General features: G+C 26.7%; 24 protein-coding genes. 19 read left to right on the top strand and 5 right to left on the bottom strand.

Annotated features, from left to right (window positions below):
- Positions 1 to 32 precede the first annotated feature (32 nt).
- The 4 genes from CHF27_RS02055 to CHF27_RS02040 all read left to right on the top strand — a co-directional run bounded on the left by CHF27_RS02055 (position 33) and on the right by CHF27_RS02040 (position 5709).
- A complete protein-coding gene (locus CHF27_RS02055) occupies positions 33 to 728 on the top strand; it encodes a sugar phosphate nucleotidyltransferase (RefSeq protein ID WP_095405763.1) in 696 nt (231 codons plus the stop codon).
- 171 nt (positions 729 to 899) lie between these two features.
- Positions 900 to 2201: an N-acetylmuramoyl-L-alanine amidase gene (locus tag CHF27_RS02050; RefSeq protein WP_115975870.1), complete on the top strand. Its 1302-nt coding sequence runs from the start codon at positions 900 to 902 to the stop codon at positions 2199 to 2201.
- 87 nt (positions 2202 to 2288) lie between these two features.
- A complete protein-coding gene (locus tag CHF27_RS02045; protein ID WP_158534715.1) occupies positions 2289 to 3359 on the top strand; it encodes a C40 family peptidase in 1071 nt (356 codons plus the stop codon).
- A 232-nt stretch (positions 3360 to 3591) separates the two neighbouring features.
- On the top strand, positions 3592 to 5709 hold the full coding sequence (locus tag CHF27_RS02040; RefSeq protein ID WP_115975865.1) for a family 10 glycosylhydrolase: 2118 nt from the start codon (positions 3592 to 3594) through the stop codon (positions 5707 to 5709).
- A 73-nt stretch (positions 5710 to 5782) separates the two neighbouring features.
- Here CHF27_RS02040 and CHF27_RS02035 read toward each other — a convergent pair whose 3' ends face one another.
- Positions 5783 to 6787: an LCP family protein gene (locus CHF27_RS02035; protein ID WP_115975862.1), complete on the bottom strand. Its 1005-nt coding sequence runs from the start codon at positions 6785 to 6787 to the stop codon at positions 5783 to 5785.
- Positions 6788 to 6977: 190 nt separating this feature from the next.
- Here CHF27_RS02035 and CHF27_RS02030 point away from each other — a divergent pair, with 190 nt between their 5' ends.
- The 15 genes from CHF27_RS02030 (at position 6978) to CHF27_RS01960 (ending at position 22317) form a co-directional block, all read left to right on the top strand.
- Positions 6978 to 7628, top strand: coding sequence for an RsiV family protein (locus tag CHF27_RS02030; protein WP_158534714.1), 651 nt, complete (start codon positions 6978 to 6980; stop codon positions 7626 to 7628).
- Between the two features lie 51 nt (positions 7629 to 7679).
- Positions 7680 to 8195, top strand: coding sequence for an amidase domain-containing protein (locus tag CHF27_RS02025; RefSeq protein ID WP_115975857.1), 516 nt, complete (start codon positions 7680 to 7682; stop codon positions 8193 to 8195).
- Positions 8196 to 8363: 168 nt separating this feature from the next.
- Positions 8364 to 9155 carry an HAD family hydrolase gene (locus CHF27_RS02020; RefSeq protein WP_115975855.1) on the top strand — a complete coding sequence of 264 codons (792 nt, stop codon included), beginning with the start codon at positions 8364 to 8366 and terminating at the stop codon, positions 9153 to 9155.
- Positions 9156 to 9300: 145 nt separating this feature from the next.
- Complete coding sequence (gene uppS, locus CHF27_RS02015; protein ID WP_115975853.1) at positions 9301 to 9945, top strand: polyprenyl diphosphate synthase; 645 nt, start codon at positions 9301 to 9303, stop codon at positions 9943 to 9945.
- Positions 9946 to 10067: 122 nt separating this feature from the next.
- On the top strand, positions 10068 to 10874 hold the full coding sequence (locus CHF27_RS02010) for an N-acetylmuramoyl-L-alanine amidase (RefSeq protein WP_115975850.1): 807 nt from the start codon (positions 10068 to 10070) through the stop codon (positions 10872 to 10874).
- A gap of 172 nt (positions 10875 to 11046) precedes the next feature.
- Positions 11047 to 13281, top strand: coding sequence for a bifunctional diguanylate cyclase/phosphodiesterase (locus CHF27_RS02005; protein WP_095404644.1), 2235 nt, complete (start codon positions 11047 to 11049; stop codon positions 13279 to 13281).
- A 163-nt stretch (positions 13282 to 13444) separates the two neighbouring features.
- Complete coding sequence (locus CHF27_RS02000; RefSeq protein ID WP_095404645.1) at positions 13445 to 14347, top strand: patatin-like phospholipase family protein; 903 nt, start codon at positions 13445 to 13447, stop codon at positions 14345 to 14347.
- A gap of 63 nt (positions 14348 to 14410) precedes the next feature.
- Entirely contained in the window at positions 14411 to 16156 is a 1746-nt protein-coding gene (locus CHF27_RS01995; protein ID WP_243444918.1) for an Eco57I restriction-modification methylase domain-containing protein, read from the top strand.
- Between the two features lie 59 nt (positions 16157 to 16215).
- Positions 16216 to 16560 (top strand): hypothetical protein, encoded by a 345-nt coding sequence (locus CHF27_RS01990; RefSeq protein ID WP_095404646.1) that lies wholly within the window; start codon positions 16216 to 16218, stop codon positions 16558 to 16560.
- Between the two features lie 131 nt (positions 16561 to 16691).
- A complete protein-coding gene (locus tag CHF27_RS01985; RefSeq protein WP_095404647.1) occupies positions 16692 to 17900 on the top strand; it encodes a patatin-like phospholipase family protein in 1209 nt (402 codons plus the stop codon).
- A 66-nt stretch (positions 17901 to 17966) separates the two neighbouring features.
- Entirely contained in the window at positions 17967 to 18227 is a 261-nt protein-coding gene (locus CHF27_RS01980) for an HPr family phosphocarrier protein (protein ID WP_095404648.1), read from the top strand.
- An 88-nt stretch (positions 18228 to 18315) separates the two neighbouring features.
- A complete protein-coding gene (gene ptsP, locus CHF27_RS01975) occupies positions 18316 to 20028 on the top strand; it encodes a phosphoenolpyruvate--protein phosphotransferase (protein WP_095404649.1) in 1713 nt (570 codons plus the stop codon).
- A 141-nt stretch (positions 20029 to 20169) separates the two neighbouring features.
- Positions 20170 to 20370 (top strand): hypothetical protein, encoded by a 201-nt coding sequence (locus tag CHF27_RS01970; protein WP_095404650.1) that lies wholly within the window; start codon positions 20170 to 20172, stop codon positions 20368 to 20370.
- A gap of 255 nt (positions 20371 to 20625) precedes the next feature.
- Complete coding sequence (locus CHF27_RS01965) at positions 20626 to 21597, top strand: BMP family lipoprotein (RefSeq protein ID WP_095404651.1); 972 nt, start codon at positions 20626 to 20628, stop codon at positions 21595 to 21597.
- A 75-nt stretch (positions 21598 to 21672) separates the two neighbouring features.
- Positions 21673 to 22317, top strand: a complete 645-nt coding sequence (locus tag CHF27_RS01960; protein WP_095404652.1) for a pentapeptide repeat-containing protein — start codon at positions 21673 to 21675, stop codon at positions 22315 to 22317.
- A gap of 75 nt (positions 22318 to 22392) precedes the next feature.
- Here CHF27_RS01960 and CHF27_RS01955 read toward each other — a convergent pair whose 3' ends face one another.
- From CHF27_RS01955 to CHF27_RS01940, 4 genes are read right to left on the bottom strand one after another with little or no spacing between them, the layout of a single operon-like run.
- Entirely contained in the window at positions 22393 to 22974 is a 582-nt protein-coding gene (locus CHF27_RS01955) for a hypothetical protein (RefSeq protein WP_095404653.1), read from the bottom strand.
- 13 nt (positions 22975 to 22987) lie between these two features.
- Positions 22988 to 23617, bottom strand: coding sequence for a hypothetical protein (locus tag CHF27_RS01950; RefSeq protein WP_095404654.1), 630 nt, complete (start codon positions 23615 to 23617; stop codon positions 22988 to 22990).
- A 37-nt stretch (positions 23618 to 23654) separates the two neighbouring features.
- Positions 23655 to 24449: a hypothetical protein gene (locus CHF27_RS01945; protein ID WP_095404655.1), complete on the bottom strand. Its 795-nt coding sequence runs from the start codon at positions 24447 to 24449 to the stop codon at positions 23655 to 23657.
- 12 nt (positions 24450 to 24461) lie between these two features.
- Positions 24462 to 25232, bottom strand: a complete 771-nt coding sequence (locus CHF27_RS01940; RefSeq protein WP_095404656.1) for a hypothetical protein — start codon at positions 25230 to 25232, stop codon at positions 24462 to 24464.
- Positions 25233 to 25250 lie beyond the last annotated feature (18 nt).

Genomic DNA, 25250 nt, shown 5'->3' with positions numbered 1-25250 from the left:
TAAACTAAAGTATATACAAAGGAGACAGTTAGATGAGAGCAATACTTTTAGCGGCAGGTATGGGGACAAGACTACAACCATTAACTTTAACAACACCAAAGCCTTTAATAGAAGTTAATGGAACTGCTATGATGCAAAGACAGATTGAGTTTTTAAAAGAAAAAGGAATAGATGAAATTATAGTAGTTACAGGATATTTAGAGGAAAAATTTCAATTCCTTAAAGAAAAATATAATGTAAAATTAGTTCATAATGATAAGTACAATGTTTATAACAACATATACACTATGTATCTAGTTAAAGATTATTTACCAGGCAGTTATGTGATGGATGGAGATATTTATTTACAAAATAATTTTATTGATGAAAATATAAATAAGTCAACATATTTTAGTGGATACAAAGAAAAATTTAAAGATGAGTGGATATTAGAATTTGATGATAATAACAAAGTTTATAATATTAATATAGGTAGTGGAAATGGTCATATACTTTGTGGAGTATCTTATTGGTCACCAAAAGACGGAGAGCATATAGTTAAGAAATTAGAAGAAGCTATAAATGGAAATTCTTTTGAAGATTTATATTGGGACAACATGGTTAAAGATAATTTAAAGGATTTAGATGTATATATAAGAAAAATAAACTCAGATGATTGTTTTGAGATTGATTCACTAGATGATTTATATTCAGTAAGTGAAAAATTAAAAGTAATTAATGAAAAATAAGATAGTTAAATTTAAAATTTAAGTTTATAAGGGCAGTATCAAAATTTTTATATTTTGATACTGCCTTTATATTATTTAATAAGATAAAAAATACAAATCTACGCCTTATATTGACAATAAAGATAAAAAATAGATATACTGAAATAGTAATGTTTTATAGGGGGGAAAAAAATGAAGAATATATTAAAAAAATTATTAGTGACATCACTAATAGTAGGTCCAATGCTTATTTCAAATCATAATGAAGCTTGGGCTTATGATGAAGAGTTACAAAAAATTGATAGTAGAACGAGAATATTAAATACTTATCAAACTCCAAAGACTGATATTAATAAATTTACTGTAGTAATAGATGCAGGTCATGGAGGAAAGGATTCTGGAGCTGTAAATAAAAATCTTAATGTTTTAGAGAAAAGTTTAAATTTAGATTTAGCTAAAGTCGTTGAGAATAAGTTAAAAACTTATGGGATTAATGTAGTAATGACAAGAACAGAAGATAAATTTATAGAGTTGCCATCTAGACCGGCATTAGCAAATGCTATAAATGCAGATTTATTCGTAAGTTTACATAATGATACGGCTGATGGGAATGGCGATGGTTCTCACATAATTCATTCTGTTTTTGATAGAAATGGTGGAATAAGTAAAAGCGTAGCAACAACTATAGGAAATAGTATAAAATCAAATACAAGTCAAAATTTAAAGAAAGATAGAGCTATTTGGTCAAGATTTTTCCCAAATAAAAATAATTTAGATTATTACTGTGTAATAAGAGAAGCTAAAATGCCATCTATAATAATAGAACATTCTTTTATGAATAATAATGATATCAAAGCAGTTGATACTCATGAAAAAAGAGTCGTTATGGGAGAAGCTGTAGCTGATGGAATATATAAAGCAATAAATGAACATTTTAGAGGATGGGTTAAGGATAAAGGATACTGGAAATATTACGATAAAAATACTCATATTCAAAAAATGGGCTGGATAAATGAAAATAGTGAATGGTACTATTTGGGTCAAAATGGAAGAATGAAAACTGGATGGGCTAAAATATCAGATAAGTGGTATTACTTCAATCAAGTAGGAAAGATGCAAACAGGTTGGATAAAAACATCAAATAAATGGTACTACTTTATGCCAAGCGGAGAAATGAAGACAAATTGGTTAAGTCAAGGTGATAAATGGTACTACTTTATGCCAAGTGGAGAAATGAAGATAAATTGGTTAAGTCAAGGTGATAAATGGTATTACTTTATGCCAAGTGGAGAAATGAAAACAAGATGGCTAAGACAAGGCAATGATTGGTATTATTTTATGCCAAGTGGACAAATGAAAACAGGATGGTTAATACAAGATGAAAAGTGGTATCATTTAAATTCAAATGGTCAAATGGAAACAGGAAAAGTTGAAGTAAGTAATATAATTTATGATTTTGGACAAGACGGGATAATGAAAGAAGAAAAAAATTAGCAAATTACATGGAAAAAAATTCAAAAATGTATAAAAATATGATAAAATAGTAATATGATTGTAAATTTAAGGACAGGGGGGCGAGGAATGCAATTAAATAAGATTAATCTTAAGAGTAGGATATTGCTAAAAGGTTTTGCTATAGCAATGGTTTCTATATCTGTTTCTTTAATATCAGAAACTAAAATAGCTAATGCGCTACCAAATGATAACGTTAAAAATGCTAATTATACGAGTCAAAATAACATAAATGGATGGATAAAAGAAAATAATAAATGGTATTATTATGAGGATAATACTAAAAAAGTAGGTTGGTTTAAAGATAAAAGTGAAACTTGGTACTGGTTAGACTCTAATGGTGTAATGGCTAGTGGTGAGTGGAAGATAATAAGTGGAAAATGGTATAGATTCCAAGATAGTGGTAAGATGATGAATAACCAGTGGTTCAAAGATAATAAGGGAGACTGGTATTGGTTAAAACCTTCTGGAGAAATGGCATCAAATGAAATACTAAATATAAATAAAGTTTATTATAAATTTTTAGCAAGTGGAAAAATGAGTGATAAAAAAGATATGTCAGTAGCAGTTGTAGCTCCATGTGATTTTTTAAATATAAGAACAGGAGTAGGTATATCTTATGATGTAGTAGGAAAGGTTTATACAGGAAGCTATGTAGAGATATTAGATGAAAATAGTGAATGGTATAAAATTGAAACTGGAGATGGAATAGTAGGCTGGGTAAATGCAGATTATGTAGTTTTACAAGGAAGTAAAGCTTACTCTGATAAAGTACAAAAACTACTAGATACAGCATATAAGCAAATAGGAAAACCATATGTATGGGGAGCTAGTGGACCAAGTTCATTTGACTGTTCGGGGCTTACATCTTATGTTTATAGAAATGCAGCTAACGTAACTTTACCTAGAGTATCTAGAGATCAAGCTACAGTAGGGACATACGTTAACAAAAGTCAATTACAAGCAGGAGATTTAGTATTCTTTAATTCAGATGGAAGTAGTATAAGTCATGTAGGTATGTATGTTGGAGATTCTAAATTCATACATTCTCCACAACCAGGCGATGTAGTTAAGGTAGATAACTTAAACTCGTCTTATTATACAAGAACTTTTGTGACTGCTAGACGTGTGTTAGCTTAGTACATAAAACTAAATATTATTTTAGAATATTAGAATCACTCTGTATTAATCAGGGTGATTTTTTAATTCAACAAATTAACATATATTGGTTAATTTGTATATGTAGATGTAATTGACACAATAGGCATAAATTATATATACTTTATTTAAGGTAGAATTTTATAGAAAAAATAGTTAAATAAGGTGAATAACTAATTTTCTGATAAAAATCAAATAATATGGGGGAAAAATAATGAAGAAATTTGGTGTTTTAATGCTATCTTTAGCGATGATTTGTACTATGTTTAGTGTGAATTCATTTGCAGATAGTGATAAGGAAATGAGAGCGGCTTGGATATCTTCGGTTTATAATATTGACTGGCCAAAGACAAAGAATGATGAAGCTCAACAAAAAAAGGAGTATATAGAACTATTAAATAATTTACAAAATGTAGGGATAAATACAGTAGTTGTACAGGTAAGACCTAAATCAGATGCTTTATATAAATCAAGTATAAATCCATGGTCAGAGTATCTTACTGGAACTCAAGGTAAAGATCCTGGATATGATCCATTACCATTTTTGATACAGGAAGCTCATAAAAGAGGGATGGAATTTCATGCGTGGTTTAATCCATATAGAGTAACTACTAGTACTACAGATTTAAACACTCTAGCAGTAAATCATCCAGCTAGAAAAAATCCAAGTTGGGTAGTTCAACATAAGAATGGAAGCTATGATGCTCTTACGTATAATCCTGGATTACCAGAAGTTAGACAATATATAGTAGATACTATAGCTGAGGTTGTAAGAAATTATGATGTAGATGGTGTTCATTTTGATGATTATTTCTATCCTAATACTGGGTTTGATGACGAAGCAACATACCAAAAATATGGTAATGGTCAAACTAAGGACAATTGGAGAAGAGAAAATGTAAATACATTATTAAGAGATGTAAAATCAACTGTAAAAAGTATAAAACCGAGTGTTGTGTTTGGAGTAAGTCCAGCAGGTATATGGAGAAATAAATCTAGTGACCCAACTGGTTCAGATACAAGAGGAAATGAAAGTTATTCAAGTCATTACGCGGATACAAGAGCATGGATTAAACAAGGGTTAGTAGACTATGTTGTTCCACAAATTTATTGGACTATTGGATATGCAGTTGCAGATTATTCAAAATTAGTAGATTGGTGGGCAAATGAAGTAAAAGGTACTGATGTTGACTTGTACATCGGACAAGCTGTATATAGACAAGGCGAAAATGGAAATTTAGATGTAGCAGGAGAAATAACTAATCAAATAAATTTAAATAGACAATACAGTGAAGTAAAAGGAAGTATGCATTTCTCTGCTAAAGATATAGTTAGAAATTCAAAACTTCAATCAGACTTAAAAAACTTATACTTAAACAATACACCTCCTCCAGTTACACCACCAGAAACAAATATAAAAGTGGAGAGTTTAAAAGGTGACTTAAGATACGATACTGCAGTGGCTGTAAGTAAAAAAGGGTGGACGACAGGTTCAGATACAGTTGTGTTAGTAAATGGAAATTCTATAGTAGATGGTATTACATCGACACCTCTTGCAACTAGCAAAGATGCGCCTATTTTATTATTGGATAAAAATCAAATACCAACTTCAACAAAAACAGAATTACAAAGATTAAACCCTAAAAATGTTATATTAATAGGTGGAACAAGTGTTATACAAGAAAATGTTTTAAGTGAAATAAAATCTCTATTACCTAGTGTATCAACAACTAGAATAGGTGGAGTAGATAGATACGAAACATCTTTAAAGATAGCTAAAGAAATATCTTCAATAAATGATATAAATAAAGTATATGTAACTAGTGGCATAGGTGAGCCAGATGCACTTTCGATTGCATCAAAGGCAGGACAAGAAAAACAACCTATAGTATTATCATCTAAAGATAGTATGAATGATGATGCTTATAATTGGTTAAAATCACAAAATATATTAGATGCATACTTTATAGGAGGAAATGCAGTTTTATCAGATAATATTATAAATAAGATAAATGAAATAACTTCTAATGATGTATCTAAAAATAGAATTTATGGAGAAACAAGACAAGATACTAATGCAAAAGTAATTGAAAAATTTTATTTGGATAGTAAGTATCCATCAGTTCTTGTAACGAAAAGTAATCCATTAGTAGATGCACTAACAGCGGGACCTTTAGCTGCTAAATTAAATTTACCAATAGTTATGGTAGGAAATAGTACAACATCAAGTCAAAATAGTATATTAAATTCAAAATCAACAGAATTAGTATACCAAGTTGGTGGAGGAATAAATCAAAGTGCATTTAATAAAGTGTTAGAACTATTAAATTAGAAAAATAGCATAGTAAAATCAAAGAGGCAAATCACATTAAATGTGATTTGCCTCTAAATTTTTTGTTTTATTATTATTTTAAGTTATTTTGCGTTGGATTAGTTTTTAAAAGTGGATTATCTTTAAATCGTATATTACTAAATATAAAGTCATGTAATATATCTAATGTATCAGGGTCAAATCTAAGAACCCATCCTGCATCTCCATAGATACCACCAGTACTATGAATATCATCATCGATAGGGAATTCTTCTTGTTTTATACTTAAATCATCAAGACTTAAAACAGTTCCACCAAGACCTAAGATTTCAGTAGGTTTCATGTTAGTTTTTACATAAGGTAGTATAGTATCTACTAATTTTGGATACTTAGTAACTGGTAAAGCCTTAACTCCATCAATTAAAGCTTGGATAACTTTTCTTTGTCTAGAATCTCTCTCAAAAGCACTATCATTTTTTCTTATACGAGAATAAGATAAAGCTTGATATCCATTTAAAGTCTGTGTTCCAGATTTTTTAATATACTGTATAGAACCTTTGTTAGAATTTTCGTCCCAAGCATAAGTCTCAGGTATGAATTTGTTTAATTCATGTATTTCGTCTTGTTCAACTTTAACAGTAACACCACCTAAGGCATCAACTATATCCATGAACGAATAGAAATCTACAGCAGCATAATTTTGAATATCTAATGCAAAGTTATTTTCTATAGTCTCTATTAATAAGTTTGCCTGGCCGTAAACATATGCGTGAGTAAGTTTTTGATTTCCATGACCTGGAATATCAACATAAGAATCACGAGCTAATGAAGTAAGCTTAAGGCTTTTATTTTTATTATCTACAGTTAGTATCATCATAGCATCTGATCTAGAATCTTTCTCTCCTGGTCTTCCATCAGTACCTATTAATAATATGTTTGTAATCCCATTTTCAGCTTTAAAATTTGTTTCACCTAATAAGCTATTTGCATTTGGGTCATGCATAGAATTTAATTTAAAATAAACATACCCAAAAGCACCAACAGGAAAAGCTACGACTAAAATCACTAGAATTATAACTAGTTTTTTCAATGATGACAAATTCATCCCTTCTTTCTCATTTTTATTCATTTTTTATTAGCATACACTTAATTATATTAAAGTATGGTAAGTAATTCAATACAATTTATATTACAAAAAATGTAAGCTTAATTTAGCAAAAGAATAAATAACAAAAATCATAAACTATTCATATTAAATAATATATATAAATATGAATAGGAGGAAGGATATGTTATCTATAGAAGCACATTTAATAGAAGAAGAAATCAAGGAATTAAAATATATATTAAAATATCCAAGCTTAAAAAATGAAGATAAAAAAATTAATTTTATTAAGTATATAAATACAAAAATATATGAAGATGTAACATCATTTAAAGATGTCTTGCAAAGTGATTTTAAAATATATATAGCACCCGATTATATAACATATGGTATTACAGAATATCTAATATCTTTTAATAAGAATAAAATTATTAGTATACCTATAGAATTCTCACAACTCATAGGATTATACGATATAAGTTATATAAATTGTTATAATTATGATTTGAATTTAGAAAAAGAAATTATGCTAGTAGATATATTTAATGATAAAGCATGGGAAATTGATATATTGAACAGATCTATAAAAAAGAAATTAAAGAATACTATTTATAATAATGAATATATTTCAGAATCTATAAAAAATGAAGAAATTGAAAAATTTGAAGGAATATGCAGTGACCAAAGTTTTTATATTGAAGAAGATGGGATTGTAATTTGTTTTTCTAGTTATGAAATAGGTAGTGAAAATTTTCAAACGATAGAAGTTAAATTTACATTTGAAGAATGTGAAGAGTATTTAAGTGCATATACAATAAATAACATATGTATTTGATTTTAAGTTTTAAATAAAGAATAAGGATTTATATTATGAGGGGTGTGTTATATGAGAAATTTAAAAGAGTATAACAGAGAAGCAGCAGCGGCATACGCTAAAAAGTGGGCATTAGATAGAAATCCAGAATATAAAGATTATGAAGACTGGGGAGGTGATTGTACAAATTTCATATCTCAATGTTTAAGAGCTGGAAATATCCCTTTTGATCATACAGGAAAAGATATACTTCAAATGTGGTTTTGGTATAGTGACAATAACAGAACTCCTTCATGGACAGCAGCAGAACCTTTTTACAAGTATATTATAAATAATAATAAATCTAATACTGATAATCTAGGTATATATACAAGATTAGCAAATTATAATGAATTAGAAATTGGAGATATAGTACAGTTGCTTTACGAAGGAAGGGCCTATCATAATATGATAATCACGGACGTTATATTAGAAGGAGATTATTTAATTGATTATTTAATTTGTCAGCACACCTATGATTTATTAAATTATCCACTTAGTTTTAAAGAAGGAGAAAAGAGATATATAAAAATACTAGGATACTATTAGTTATATATTGTTTAAAAAAGAGTTGTCTAAAAATAAACTTTATATATAATCTAAAATTGATTATTAAAAAAGTTATATATTTCTAGGTAGCTCTTTATTTGTTGTATTTAAATTTGTGGTGTATAATGTATAAAGTATTAAAAATTAAGAATCGGGGGAAGAATACACATGATAAAATTAATAGCAACAGACTTAGATGGGACTTTGTTAAATGAAAATGGACAATTACACCCAGATTTTAATAAGGTATTTAAAGCATTAAAAAGTAAAAATGTAAAATTTGTAGCTGCAAGTGGTAGACAATATGCTAATATAATTAAAACTTTTAAAGATATAAAAGATGATATGTTTTTTGTATCTGACAATGGAACATTTATGGTTTGTGATGGAGAAGAAACAGTAATATCTTTCATAGACAGAGATAAGGCTAATGAGATTATAGAAATTGCAAGGAATATAAAAGAAACATATATAATATTAGCATGTAAAAAATGTGCTTATATAGAAAATAAAGATACTAAATTTATAAATGAGTTAGAAAAGTACTTCGAAGATTATAAAATAGTAGAAGATTTAACAAAAGTAGAAGATGAAATATTAAAAGTTACTTTATGTGATTTTTTAGGATCAGAAAATAATAGTAATAAATATTTTGATGATTATAGAGAAGATTTACAAATAAGTATATCAGGTGAATTTTGGCTAGACTTAAGTAATAAAGGAGCAAATAAAGGTGTAGCTATTGAGAAAATACAAAATATGTTAAATATAAGTGATAAAGAAACAATGGTATTTGGAGATCAACTAAATGATGTAGAAATGATGGGTAGAGCTTATCATAGTTATGCAATGGAAAATGCCCATGATAAATTAAAAAAAGTTGCTAGATTTAAAGCTAAGAAAAATACTGAAAATGGAGTAGTGGAAAAAATTAAAGAAATTATGGAAATTTACGTTTAAAATAGAAATAAAAAATTAAATAAATATAGTTGCCTACTTTATAGTTTACAACATAAAAAATTAAAAAATATTTAATAAAATTATGCATATAAACTTGATTAATAATTCAGAAATTAGTCGATAATACTTTGAAGAGGTGATTAAAATGCCTATACCAAAACATGTAGGAATTATACCGGATGGTAATCGACGTTGGGCACAAAGTAAAGGAATGACCAAAGAAAAAGGATATGATAATGGTTTAGATCCAGGACTTGAAGCATATAGAATATGTAGAGATAGTGGAGTTAAAGAAGTTACATTTTACGGATTTACTACAGATAATACAAAAAGACCATCATGTCAAACAGAAGCATTTACCAAAGCATGTATAAATGCTGCAAATATGTTAATAGATGAAGGAGCAGCTCTTTTAGTAATAGGAAATACAAAATCTCCTATGTTTCCAAAAGAACTATTGCCATACACAAATAGAAGTGAGGCAAAAGAAGGTCAAATAAAAGCAAATTTATTAGTTAATTATGGATGGCATTGGGATTTGAACACTTTAGCAGATGCACAAAATGTAAATAAAAATAATATACAAAATTACATACAATCATTTGATATTTCTAGACTAGATTTAATAATAAGATGGGGTGGAAGAAGACGTTTAAGTGGGTTTTTACCAGTACAATCAATTTACGCAGATTTTTATGTAGTGGATGATTATTGGCCAGACTTTAATAGTACTCATATGGCAGATGCATTTAATTGGTACAAGACACAAGACGTTACTTTAGGTGGATAATTACTGTCAATTAGTACGTTTTAACATCTAAAAAATATTGATAAATACATTTCTTGGTGGTAAAATAACAGTTAGTAAAGTGGGATTTTATTAATTAAAATTAAGCCAAGAAAGGTGAAACAATGTCGAAAAAGATCAACAATAAAAATTTAAATAGAAAAATTTCTAGTAAAAAAGGAAGAATTAATAAGAAAAAATTAATTTTATTGTTAATTTTGATAGGAATATTTTTATTTTGTATGATGAAGTCAACACAAGGGATATCCAAAATAGTAAAGAATATAACTAGTAAAAATATAGATTCTCAAGAACAAGTAGTAAAAGAAGATCAGTTTAATTTAGAAGAAGAAAATAAAAAAGTAGAAAAAAAGTATACAATTGTAGTTGACCCAGGACATGGAGGCAATGACAAGGGAACCCAAAGCAAGCATACAGGAGTTTATGAAAAAGATATAGCACTTCAAATAGGAAAAAAAGTAGCAAATAAACTATCTAGAGAAAAGGATGTACAAGTTTTGATTACAAGAACAGAAGATAAATATGTATCTCTTTCAGATAGAGCTAAACTAGCAAATGACCAAAATGCAGATGTATTAGTTTCAATACATCTAAATGCAGAATCAGGTGGCGATAGCGCTAATGGAATAGAAACATATTATAAAGATGCAAGTGTTGATGGATCGGATACATTAGCACAAATGGTTCAAGAAACTATAGTATCTTATATAAAGGTAAAAGATAGGGGCATTAAAGGTGATGTTTTTGAAGTTATTAGAGAATCAAATATGCCATCAGTTTTAGTAGAATGTGGATTTTTAACTAATCCAAGCGAAGAAAAGAAACTAGTAGAAGAAAAATATCAAAATAGCTTATCAGACGGTATAGTACAAGGTGTATTATCTTTTTTAGATAAAAATTCAAAAAAATAAATTAAAACAAACCTAGATTATAAATCTAGGTTTTAATATTTTTATAGAAATTATTTTAAGGAGTAAAGTATTTAACATTGATTTGAGATAAAGTGTAGATTATAATATAAATATGTAAAAATATGGAAAAATTGAATATTTAATTAATGTACATAGACATAGGGGATAAAACATGCAAAAACATAATAATAAATGTGGGAGATTAGGTGTATTAATTATCTTAATATCTATATTGATATTTACAGCATGTGGAGCTTTATATATTAAAGAAATATATAAAAATATTATAGCTCAGAATGAATTTCAAATACAAGAAATAACTACTCAAATATCGAAAAATATAGGTAACGAGGTTAAGAATAATTTAGATGCTTTAAAGTTGATTTCGCAAAATTTAGTTTTAGATGATAATAAGCTTACAGAAGTTAAATTTAAGGAATTACAAGAGGAAGTAAGAAAAGGTGTATTTGTTGAATTAATAATTTCTGATTTAGAAGGAAATTCAGTAAAGAGTAATCAAAAAAAAGTTTTTTTAAAAAATTTTAAATTTTATAAAGATGCAATAAAAGGGAAATCTACAATATTAGAGCCTATTAGAAAGGAAGATACGGAACATGAAGTCTTAATATATTCTATTCCAATTATTAGTTATGGCAAAATTAAAGGTGCTCTTTCAGGAGTTTATGATATAAATTCAGTTATTAACAGATTAGCACCAGAAGTATATGAAAAAAAAGGATATTCGGCTATAGTAAATAAAAAAGGTGAAGTAATGTTTACTAGTTGTAAAGATGTAGATAGAGTATCAATAGAGAGTTTAAGTAAACTTTTTAATGAAAAAAAATATATAATTAGTTGTGATACAGATATATATAATCAAGGAGTAGTAAGGTATTCAGTTGATAATACAGATAGATACTTTGGATATTGCAATATCCCGTTTACAGATGAGTGGTATTTGGTAATGTCTGTTTCAGTAGATAGTGTATTTTTAACAGATATTAATATAGTTGAAAAGAGCATTATTATACTAATATTAATTATATTAGCGATTATAATTGTTATTCTAAAAACTAAATACGTTAAAAAACTTAAAAAAGCTATATTCGAAGATAATTTAACTAAAATTAATAATTATTATAAATTTGTAATAGATGCGGAGAAATATTTATTAAAAAGAGATAAAGAGAAATGTGTTGTTATATGTTTTGATATATTAAATTTTGAATTTATAAATGATATATATGGTTATCAAGTTGGAGACGTGATGCTTAAGTCTATCTCAGAAAATTTAAAATTACATTTTGAGAAAAGAGCAATATATGGAAGAATTTCACCTGATGTATTTGGTCTAATTATAGAATTAGAAGATAGAGAAAATGATATAGAAAATTTAATAAGTATAATAATGAATAAAATTGGGCATTTTGCGAGTATAGATGAAGTTTATTTGTATAAAAAAGTGGATTTTACAATAGGTATATATAAATTAACAAACTATGATTATATAGTAAAGAGGTTAATTGATAATGCAAAAATAGCAATGACAAATGCAAAAGGATTAAGTGGTAAAAATTATTTAATATTTGATGAAAATATGAAATCTAAAAGAAAAAATGCAATGAGGATAGAGCAAGATTTAAAGTGGGGCCTTAGAGAAAATCAATTTGAGTTGTATTATCAGCCTAAATTTGATATTAATACAGGAAAAGTTATAGGGTCAGAGGCTTTAATTAGATGGAACCATCCTCATATTGGTTTTGTTAGTCCTATCGACTTTATACATATAGCAGAAAAAAATGGATTTATTAACGATTTAGGTAAATGGGTATTTGAAGAAGTTTGTAAAACTATTAATAACTGGAAAAATGAGGGGATAGATGCTTTACCAGTTTCAATAAATTTATCTAGAGTAGAACTTTATCAAGAAGATTTGATAAGTTACTTAAATGAAACAATGGATAAATATAATATTCTGAGAAGTTTAATACAAATAGAAATTACAGAAACAACAACAATAAATGATATAAAATTTATTAATAAGAAAATTACGCAAATAAGGTCTATGGGAATAAAGATAGCTATGGATGATTTTGGTGTAGGAAACTCGAATTTTAGTCATTTAAAGGATATTCCAATAGATATATTAAAGATTGATAAATCGTTTATAATAGATATAGAAACAAATTCAAAAACTAAAATAGTAGTTAAATCTGTAATAGAGTTAGCTAAATATTTAGGTTTAGAGATTGTATGTGAAGGTGTTGAAAATTATAAACAATTACAAATTTTAAAGGAAATGGGATGCAGTGTTGTTCAAGGATTTGTTTTTTCTAAAGCGATAATCACAGATGAATTTAAAAAATTACTTTTAAATAATAAAGAACAAAATATGGAAAGTTTATGAAAAAATTTTAATATATTAATTTAGATATTCTAAGAAGGGGATGTCTCAAAGTATAAGGATTTTGAGGCAGTCCTTTTTTAGTGTAATGAATTTTATTTAATGTAATATACACATATTTGATAATATACATATACTACAATATATATATTATTGGAGGTAATTTATGGGAAAATTAAATTTTAATATTGTTACTTTCGATGGAGGGGGACTAAAAGGAGCTTTAAGCATAGGACTTTTTGAAAGACTACAAAATCAATTACCTAATATAATAAGAGATACCAATATGATTGCAGGAACATCTACAGGTAGTTTGATAGCGTTAGGATTAGCATATGGATTAAGTCCTAGAGAGATAAAAGAATTTTATTCAATAGAAAATGCAGAATATATATTTGATAAATCTTATTCAGAAATATTAAGACCTAAATATAATAATAAACATCTAAAAGATGTTTTAAGAAGTATATTTCCTGAAAGTTTAAAATTAAAAGATTTAGGAAAATTAGTTATCATTCCAACGTTCTCAATAGGAAATGAGACCAGTTCATGGAAACCTATTTTTTATAATAATATTCCAGGATCATCTACAGAGAGTGCAAGAGTTATAGATGTGGCTATGTCAAGCAGTGCAGCACCATTTTTTTTTCCAACATATAAAAATCATATAGATGGAGGAATAATAGCAACAGATCCTAGTTTGGCATGTTTGGTATATGCTCTAGATAAAGAGTTAGGTAGGAATCTAGATGATATAAGATTATTATCATTAGGTACAGGATATGTTTATAATAGCATAAAAGAGGACACTACAACTTGGGGAGCATTAGATTGGGTAGTTAATAAAAATCCAGATGTTCCTATTATATCTGTTACATTGGAAGGAAATTGTCAAATGAGTCAATTATTTTCTGAAAAATTGTTAGATGAAAATTATTGTAGATTAAATCCAAAAATGGATAGAGATATTTCAATGGATGATTGTGAAGCCTTAGAATATTTAATTTCATTATCAGAAAATTATGATATAGAAGAGATTATTAAATGGATTAATAGTAAATGGTATTAAATGAAATGCATGTGTTATAATTAGACAAGAATAGAATTGTAACTATCATATTTGGAGGGAAATATGAAGATTAATATTGGGGTTTTAGAAAATAATAATTTTAAAATGTCTAAAATTTATGAAAATAGTTTAGATACAGATATAAAAAAATCTAAAGGTATATATTATACTCCAAAAATAATTGTAGATTATATTGTGGAGAAAACTTTAAAAAATCATGATGTTATAAAAAATCCATACCCAAGGGTATTAGATATATCTTGTGGGTGTGGTAATTTTTTATTGGAGGCGTATGATATTTTATATAATTTATTTGAAAAAAATATCTATGAGTTAGCTGATATTTATGGAAAGGAATATTGGCAAGTAGACAATATTCATAATCATGTAATTAGTAATTGTATTTACGGGGTAGATATAGACAAAGAAGCTATTGAAATATTAAAGAAAAGCTTAATAAATAAGAATAAGTATTTATACATAGAAAAAATAAATATTTATTGTACTGATAGCTTAAAAAAAACTTGGAGTAATAAATTTGATTATATTATAGGGAATCCACCATATATAGGTCATAAGGGTCTAGATAAAAAATATAAAGAATATTTGATGAAAAATTATAATGAAGTATATAGAGATAAGGCTGATTTATATTTTTGCTTTTATAAAAAAATAATAGATTTGTTAGATGATAAAGGATTGGCAAGTGTTATAACTCCAAGATATTTTTTAGAAAGTCCATCAGGTAAATACTTGAGAAATTATATAGCAAAAAAGGCAGATATAAAAGAAATTGTAGATTTTTTAGGTGCAAATATCTTTAAAAACATTGGAATTGCTAGTTGTATAATGACTTTTTGCAAAAAAAAAATAAAGAAATTAGAGTATGTTGATGTATTAAAAATAATGGATGAGTCTATTAAAGTAGATAACATAGAAAACCTAAGAGAATTCATAAATAATGAGGGATTTAAAAGATTTAAGGTAGAGCAAGATTCTTTAAAAGATGAATGGATAATAATTAATAATATAGATAAAGACTTTTATAATAAAATCCAACAAAAATGTAAATATACTTTAGAAGATATAGCTGTAAGTTTTCAGGGAATAATTACGGGATGTGATAAGGCATTTATATTGGATAAAGAAGATGAGAGAATAAATAAAATAGACAGTAAACTTATAAAAAAATGGGTTAAAAACAAAAATATATATAAGTATGTAGTAAAAGATAGTAATTATAGATTAATTTATTCGAATGATATAAAAGATGAAAAAAATAATTCTATAGTAATAAAAGAATGTATTTCTAAATATAGGGAAAAACTAGAAAATAGAAGAGAGTGTAAAAATAATATTAGGAAATGGTACGAGCTTCAATGGGGACGAGATAAAAAATTATTTGAATCAGTAAAAATAATGTACCCATATAAATCAAAAGAAAATCGATTTGCAATAGATTATAATAATAATTTTTCAAGTGCAGATGTATATTCTTTTATTATAAAAGAAGAATATAAAAGTGAATTTTCTCAAGAATATTTAGTTGGTATTTTAAATTCTAGTATATATGATAAGTATTTTAAGCTTACAGCAAAAAAAATGAGTAAGACGGCATATGATTATTATCCAAATAAAGTAATGAAGATAAAAATATTTAAAGATAATAATTATAAAGAGATAGAAAATTTATCGAAAAATATAATAGAAAGTTTAAAAAAATCAAGTTTAGATAATGAATCATATGTAAAAATAGGACATTTACAACAAAAAATAGATGATTTAATAAAGGACTCTCTAGAATTATAATCACTAATATAAGGTTAACTCCATATATTGTAAGTAGAGAATATATGGGGGGGTACATTATGATTAGAGCTAATATAGAAGAATCTGAAAAAAGGGTATATATAGACGTAAGTGGTTATATAAGTAGCAGGGATGCTAATAAGTTTTTAAGTGATTATAAAAATATGATTAGAAACATAAAAAGTTCACAATATAGATTAGTGGTTAGTCCATCAAGTTTTGAATGTGAAAATAATAATGATATAAGAACTGTGTGTATGGCATTTTTAAAAACAGGTTATAAGAAAATGTATTTAGTAGACCCAAAGAAAGAATTAATTAACAGTATGTCATTAGGAACTATAGAGAAAAAGTTATTTCTTAAATCTGTGAAAATAATACAATCTCTTGATATTATAAATTAAATTTAAATATTTAAATTGATTATAAAAAATCTGAAAGATATATACTTGTAAAGTGAAATTATGGTAAAATATATTTTAAATTGTTCTAATGTGTAGAGAGTATATATCTTTCGGTGAAATAGGTGATAATTATGAAAGGCTTAATTCTAGAAGGCGGAGGAACAAAGGGAGCTTACCAAATTGGAGCGTATAAGGCATTAAGAGAGTTGGGTATAGATTTTCAAGGTGTAGCAGGAACATCAATAGGGGCTCTAAATGGTGCATATATATTACAAAATGATATTGAAGTTATGGAAGATATATGGTTGACTTATGATTATACTCATTTTATGAATATAGATGAGGATAGTTATGAAAGGTTTAAAAATATAGATTTTACTGCAAAAAATTTCAATACTGTAATTGAGCTGATAAATAAAGCTAGAAAAAATGAAGGAATAGATATAACACCATTAAGAGAGCTTTTAGAAAAGACATTAAATGAAGATGCTATTAGAAATTCTAATAAAGACTTTGGACTAGTAACAGTTTGGTGGGATAAAAAAATTAACCCTCATCCTTTATACATAGAGGATATTCCAAAGGGCAGATTGGTAGATTATTTAATAGCTAGTTCAAGTTTACCAATTTTTCAACTTGATACTATGGATGATAAATTATATCTAGATGGGATGTTTTATGATAATATGCCTATAAAATTATTAGAAGATAAGGGATATAAAGATGTTGTTGTAATAAGACTTCTTGATGATTTTTTAGGTAAAATAAATTTAAATAGACATCAAGATATAAATGTGAAGGTTATAATACCATCAGAAAATCTAGGAGGATCTTTGAATAAAGACAAAGATAGTGTTGAAAAAAACATTAATCTAGGTTATTTAGATACAATGAAAGCTTATGATAGATATGAAGGTATTAAATATTTTTTTAATGCTGAGTATAAATATGACGAGCAGTATTGTTTTGAAAAGTTTAAATTGCTAAGTAAAGAAACTATAGAATCATTGAGTAATTTACTAGGAGTAAAAAGAGATCCTTCACTTAGAACGTTAATGGAGAGTATAATTCCTAAAATAGGAGATATGCTAAACCTTCATAAAGAATTTTCATATAAAGATTTATTTTATAGTATATATGAGAAAAAGCTTGAGGAAAATAGTATAAATAGGTTAAGACTTTATGATTTTAATAAGGTTATAGACGTTGTAAATAAAAATATAAATTGCAATAAGGCAATGGCATCAAATTTTGAGGTTAGACCTATATTATCGCTTCAAAAAAATAAGTTAACCAAAAGCATAACTAATTGCATTATAAAAGATATAAAAAATCAATAATTAGATTAAAAATGTTAATAAAGTAAAAGCTAATTTAAGAATAGATTTATTGGAGGTTATATAACGATGGAAAAATCAGTAATTATTAAAAATACGAGCGGACTTCACGCTAGACCAGCAGGAATGTTTGTTAAAAAAGCTGCTGAATTTAAAGCAACAGTAGAAGTACAAGCTAAAGGAAAGAAAGTAAATGCTAAATCAATAATGGGAATAATGAGTTTAGGATTAGCTCAAGGAGATGAGTTAATAATAATAACAAATGGAGCTGATGAAGAAGCAGCTTCTGATGCATTATTTGAATTAGTAGATGGAAAATTTGGAGAATAATAAATAAACCTAGGGTTACCTAGGTTTTATTTGAATATAAAAAATTAAATTTACATGAATATGTTATCTTTTAGGGGGAAATCAAGTCGTGTATAAAGGAACAGCAGCATCTCCAGGAATAGCTTTAGGAAAGGCATTAGTAGTTAAAAATAGTAAAATAGTTGTAAATAGGAGAAATATAAGTAATATTGAAGCAGAGGTTGAAATATTACGAAAAGCTATTGATACTTCAATTGATGAACTAACAAGGGTTAAAGAAAAGGTATCTAAAGAATTAGGTGATGAAGAAGCTGAGATATTTACAGAACATTTAATGGTTTTAGAAGATCCAGAACTAATAGGTTCTACTATATCTAAGATAATAGATGAAAAAGTAAATGCGGACTATGCTTTGAATGAAATAAAAGAGATGTTTATTGATATGTTTGAAGCTATGGATAATCAGTATATGAGAGAAAGAGCAGCGGACATAAAAGATGTTACAAACAGAGTACTTAGACATATACTAGGAATTAAAGTTGTAGATTTAGCAAACATAGATGAAGAAGTAGTATTAATAGCTCATGATTTAACACCATCAGATACAGCTACAATGAACAAAGAAAAAGTAGTAGCTTTCTTAACAGATGTTGGAGGAAGAACTTCTCATACAGCTATAATGGCTAGATCATTAGAAATAGCTGCTGTAGTTGGGCTAAATGATATAACTGCAAGGGTAAAAAATGGGGATTATGTAGTATTTAATGGGGAAACTGGTGAAGTAATAATTAATCCAGATGAACAGACAAAAAGAATCTATATTAAATTGAAAGAAGAGTTCGAACGATATAGAAGAAATTTAGCTCAAGTTAAAGGTCATAAATCTGTAACAAAAGATATAAGATTCATAGAATTAGCAGGTAACATAGGAACTCCAGAGGATGTTGAAGGGTTATTAAAGAATGATGCTGAAGGTGTTGGTCTTTACAGAACAGAATTCTTATATATGAACAGAGATACATTACCAACAGAAGAAGAGCAATATAAAGCTTATAAAGCTGTACTAGAAGAAATGGATGGAAAACCAGTAATTGTAAGAACATTAGATATAGGTGGGGATAAAGAATTAAACTACTTAGACTTAGATAAAGAAATGAATCCATCTTTAGGATACAGAGCTATAAGAATATGTTTGGATAGAGTTGATTTATTTAAAACTCAATTAAGAGCATTAGCTAGAGCTAGTATGCACGGTAAATTAAGAGTTATGTTTCCTATGATTTCTTCTTTAGATGAATTATTAAATTGTAAGAAAATAATAAAAGAAGTAATGAAAGAGCTAGATGAAGAAGGAATAGTATATAACAGAAAAGATGTAGAAATAGGTATGATGATAGAAGTGCCATCTGCTGTTATGATATCTGATATACTTGCTAAACATGTTGATTTCTTCTCAATAGGAACAAATGATTTAATTCAGTATACTTGTGCAGTAGATAGAATGAATCAAAAGATACATCATCTTTATGATCAGTTCCATCCTGCTGTATTAAGAATGATAAAAATAGTTATAGATAATGCTCATAAAGAAGGTAAATGGGTAGGAATGTGTGGAGAATCTGCAGGAAATCTTAAAATGATACCATTATTATTAGGTATGGGAATAGATGAATTATCTATGTCGCCAATATCTATACTTCCCGCTAGACAATTAATAAAAACTTTAAACTATGATGATATGAAAGAACTTGCTGATAAAGTTTTATGTTTAGGAACTTCAGATGAAATAGTAGAGTATATGGATAAAGTTTTAAAGAAATAAGAAATTTATTTCTTTTGGGAATGTTGAAAAATTTATATATAGGATAAGCAATAATTGTGAACTAAAATAGTATTAATTAAAAGTTTATCTGATATAATAGATATTACATAGTAGTGTGAATTTTAATAGGAGGTAAGTGAGATGCTTAAGAAAATAACATTATTAAAAGATCTAGCAACAAAAATTGGTCGTAAAAAAGCATATGAGTTATTAGAAATGATAGAAGGTAGTGAACCTTTTGTAGCGGAAGTTAAAATAAAAAGAAAAGGTATAGTTTCTAAGAAAGAAGAAATTATCCTAAAAGAAAATCAAAAGGTTATACTTGAATATATAGAAGAATAAAAATTAGTATTTAGAAAAAGAAGTTGTCCAAAATTTAATTTTGAACAACTTTTTTTACATTCAAGTAGTTTTTTATTAATTTATAATTTTCTAGTGATTAAAAAATTAAAATCTGATTAAAATAAATGACAAGAAGATATTAAAAATGACAAGATTAATTTTACATTAAATACTTAATATAATATAATATATTGAGGTTAAATAAGATTTAAAATTAATGGTAAAGTTAAAGAAAATTAAAAAATAGGAGGTACTATGAAAAAAATAAAAGCGTTATTATTAATAGCTATTTTATCTTTAAGTAGTATTGGATTAGTGGGATGCTTTTCTAAAGAAAGTCAAACAAAAGATTCAAATAACAATACAAAGATGAAAATAACTTTAGTTTTAGATAAAGGTGGAGTAAATGACCAGTCTTTTAATCAATCAGCTTGGGAAGGTGCAAAAAAAGCTGAAAAAGAATACAAAGTAGAAGTTAACTACATAGAAACAAATCAAGAAAGTGAATATAAAACTAATATAGAAACAGCAGTTGATAGAGGTTCGGATTTAATAATAGGTGTTGGATATAATTTAGCAGATGCTATTAAAGAAGCAGCAAAAAATTATCCAAATCAAAATTTTGCTATAATTGATGGAAATTATAAAGATGGAATTCCTAAAAATGTAAGACCAATACTTTTTAGTGAAGAAGAATCAGGATATCTAGTTGGATTAATTTCAGCTAAAATGAGTAATGCTAATAAGTTTGGATTTATAGGAGGAATGGATATTCCTTCAGTGACTAATTTTGCAGTGGGATTTGAAAAGGGATTAAAAGAAGTAAATTCTAAGAATAAATTATCAACACAATTTGCTAATTCTTTTACAGATGCAGCAAAAGGTAAAGCTATAGCAACTCAAATGTATAATGATGGAATAGAAATAATATTTACGGCTGGAGGAGGCGTTAACTCTGGTACTTATGAAGCAGGCAAAGAATTTGGAAAATATGTAGTAGCAGTAGATATGCCGCAAAATTATGTATCTCCAGATACGATACTTACGTCAGCTCTTAAAAATGTTGGAATAGGTGTGAAATTAACTATAAAGGATTTAGTAGAGGGTAAATTTAAAGGAGGAGAAGCTACGATATTTGATATATCTAATGGTGGAGTTGGTTATGAAAAAACTAAATTAATACCAGATGATGTAGTAAAATTTGTAGATAAAAAGATTAAAAAATAGGATGATTATAGCATCCTATTTTTTATATACGAATAAATCATAATTTATAATAAAATAAAGAAAAGGAGATAATTTATGGAGGGATTAATAAAATTAAATAAGCCTAAAATACAAAAAATATTAGAGGAAGAAAATAACATTTTAGAATATATATATGGAGAAGAAAAAATAGAAAATAAATTAATTTCAGATATAACTATAAGTAATATTTCACAAGATAGAGTGGATTTTGATTCTTGTATATTTGAAAACGTAACTTTTGAAGAATGTGATTTAAATAAAATTGGGATAATGGATGTAATATTTGAAAATTGTAATTTATCAAATGTGTCTTTTAATGATGGAAGTTTATATAGAGTAGAATTTAAAAATTGTAAGCTCATAGGAATTAGGTTCGAAGATTCACTTATTAAAGATGTATTGTTTAGAGATGTATTAGGAAAATATTCGAATTTCTCATTTGCAAAAATAAAAGGTGCTAATATAATAGAATCTAATTTTCAAGAATCAGTATTTCAAGAAACTAAAATTGAAAAAATAGCTTTTCTAGATACTGATTTATCTAAAGCTATATTTAATAAGACAAAATTAAAAGGAATAGATTTTAGCACTTGTAATTTAAACGGAATAGAAATTGGAATAGATGATGTAAAGGGAGCTATGTTTAGTATGGTTCAAGCTATAGATTTGACTAGAATTATGGGAATTAAAATAAAATAAAAAAACTAACCGAAAGTTAGAAAAACTAATATTTGTCCGGTTAGCTTTATATATTAAATTTTATAAAAAATTTAATTATACAGAAACCTCTGATAATGAACAAATGTTACACAGTTGAACTAAATATAAAACCTTGTCTATAGAATTGAGTAACCAAGCAACATCATAATCCAAATGTATAACAGAGACATTTAATATATCATGGGGAGAATTACAAAGAGAAACATTGAAATTCCTATTTGACATGGTAATATATTTATCTTTAAGATAACCAGCTATACTATATTTACAGCAGCAATTTTCTATACAAGGTAGAGTTAAGCATATAGGTGAATTGTATTCTCCGTTTAAAATATTTATTATAGATTGATAATCATTATTTTTAGGGTATACTTTTATAGCATTTATGCAATCTACACAAATATAAGATTCTACTGTATTATTACTGTTATTAGTACCATTAATTAAAACTAAACTAGGATAATGAGAATTTAATATACTAGCATTAGTTATAGGTGATGTATTACTATAATAGATAGTAATTTTTTCATTTGTGTCAATTAAAGAGTTTAAAGATGTTAATATACAAATAGCTTTTTTTAACCCACAAGAACAACAGCAATCTTTAGAATTAGTTTGGTAATTATAATTTTTCAATTAGATCACATCCTTAAACTGATGTCTTATTTAAAGTGATACCGATTATCTCACATAATGAAACAACATAATAAGTTGTAGATATTGGAGGGCCAGTTATAGTCCTTTTAGCCCATACAGTATCTTTATTTATAGCAAGTATTGTATCAATAGTGAAATTTAAATTATCACTAACAGAAATTATAGCAACTGGTTTAGTAGCGGTATTATCTGTTAAAAATTGATTTGTTTTTAGTAAATACTCTAATAGACCTGTTTTACAACAACTATTTGGAGAAGTATAACATATTTTTGAGAATCTACTAATAATATCATTTTCTTTAGCTATTTTATAACTATCACTAAGTTGAAATTCAAAACCAGATATTTTGCATAATGATAGATAAGTTAAATTTGAAGTAGCTGGATCGGTACTATCTATATATATGGGTACTATATCTGGAGATATAAATGCAATAGCATAAATAGTATTTTTTATATTATCTAATTTAGGATAATACTTTAATGAACCAGGTACTATTGAACTAGATCCAGAACTTAAAAGGTCTTGGTAAAACCAATCAAGAGCACAAGTGATTCCTTCTTTGCAGCTGCAATAGTCTCGTCTTGGTGGAGGTGTACAGCAGCAGTTGTTTGAATACATATAAAAGCCCCTTTCTATAATGTTTTATTTATAACTGTTAAGCCGTAAATTTAGCTATTTTACAAGTAGGAATTCCAAAATAAGTTATTTCATTAGATATAGTTGTAGAGAAAATAGCTATATCTTTGTCTATAGCAATTAATTTAATTGGTGAAAGTGAAGCAATAGATATTGTTTTATCTGTTGCTTGCATTAAAGTATCTTGTAAAAAAATAGTATAGTCTAGTCCTAGACCATTAAGGTATAAAGCTTGAGCTACTCCAGGTCCACAGTCACAACAGCATTTGCATTGTGGAGTATAGAAAAATTCTTTTTTTAGATTTATATCATCACTAGCTCCGTTAGCAAAAGAAAAGAGAATGACAGAAATAGAACAAAGAGAAACTCGATCATTATTTAATTTTATTAAATCTGGAGTAATACTAATAAGAGGTATATTAGGGCTAGATACTGACATAAGTGATCCAGTACAACTTGTTGCAGAAACTATATCAGAAGGTATTATATTTGAATGTAGGCATAAATTTATTGTTGGAGTAGTAGTATCTAAAGATCTTAAATATAAATAGTTAAGTAATTTTTCTACTCCTTTTTTACAACAACAATCGCTATCTTTTATCGGTCTAGTTCCACAAACACTTACATTTACACTACTATTATTACCAGAAGCAGCTCCACCTTGACCACCGGTGCTACCTTCAACAGTAGGGCAAGTAGAATTAGTTACATTTACAGGACTATAGTCAGGAGAGCATGTTGGGTATTCATAACCTTGAGAGCAAGAACCACAAGAGCAACCTCCAGAACAATCATAATTTTGATTATAACTCATATTTACATCTCCTTATCTAAAATATTTTATATCATTAGATTTATTGCATTTGAAATCTGGGTAATTTAAATGAGTATTATCATTTAAACAATTATAGTTACTTTTCTTATGACAACATAAGTTAGTAGTGCAAGTAGTACAATTTATTATATTTAAAGAAGCTATTTCTAAAACTAAATGAGCTAAGGTACAAATTTTATCTTCTAGCAAATCTATATCTTCTACTAATAAGCAAAGTAGGCATTCTGATATTTCACAACTACAACATAAATTTGAGCTACATAAGCATTCAATATTTTTAATTTTTGATATTATATTCTCAATTAATCCTAATATTTCAATTAGTAGACAAATTATTTTACTAATTAAATTGCAATTTTGATTTTGAAAACATTTTAGTTGACAAAGTAATTTTTTGAAATTTTGAAGAATACAACATAATCTATTTATTTGTAATAAGTAACTATAATTTTTATCACAACAAGTACGGTTTTCTATTTCACAAATATTATAAATTAATAAGTCGATTAAACTTACACAATCACAATCACAATCACAATCATAATCATAATCATAATCATAATCACAATCACAATCACAATCATCTAATTTATTATAATTAGATTTATAAAAATTTTTATCAGATAGCTTACAAATTAAGTTTTTGAAAATATTTGTATCTGTTAAGTTACAAATATTACTATAAAAATTATTACAAAAAATATTTAATTTGATTTCAGATAAATTTTTATAGATAATGTCTAAATCCTTAATGAAGTTCAAAATTATATCCCCCTTCTT

The sequence above is a fragment of the Romboutsia maritimum genome, assembly GCF_002251085.2.
GTDB classification, from domain to species: Bacteria; Bacillota; Clostridia; order Peptostreptococcales; family Peptostreptococcaceae; genus Romboutsia_B; species Romboutsia_B maritimum.
Note: the sequence above shows the minus strand (reverse complement) of the source record. Positions and strands in the feature narration are given on the sequence as shown.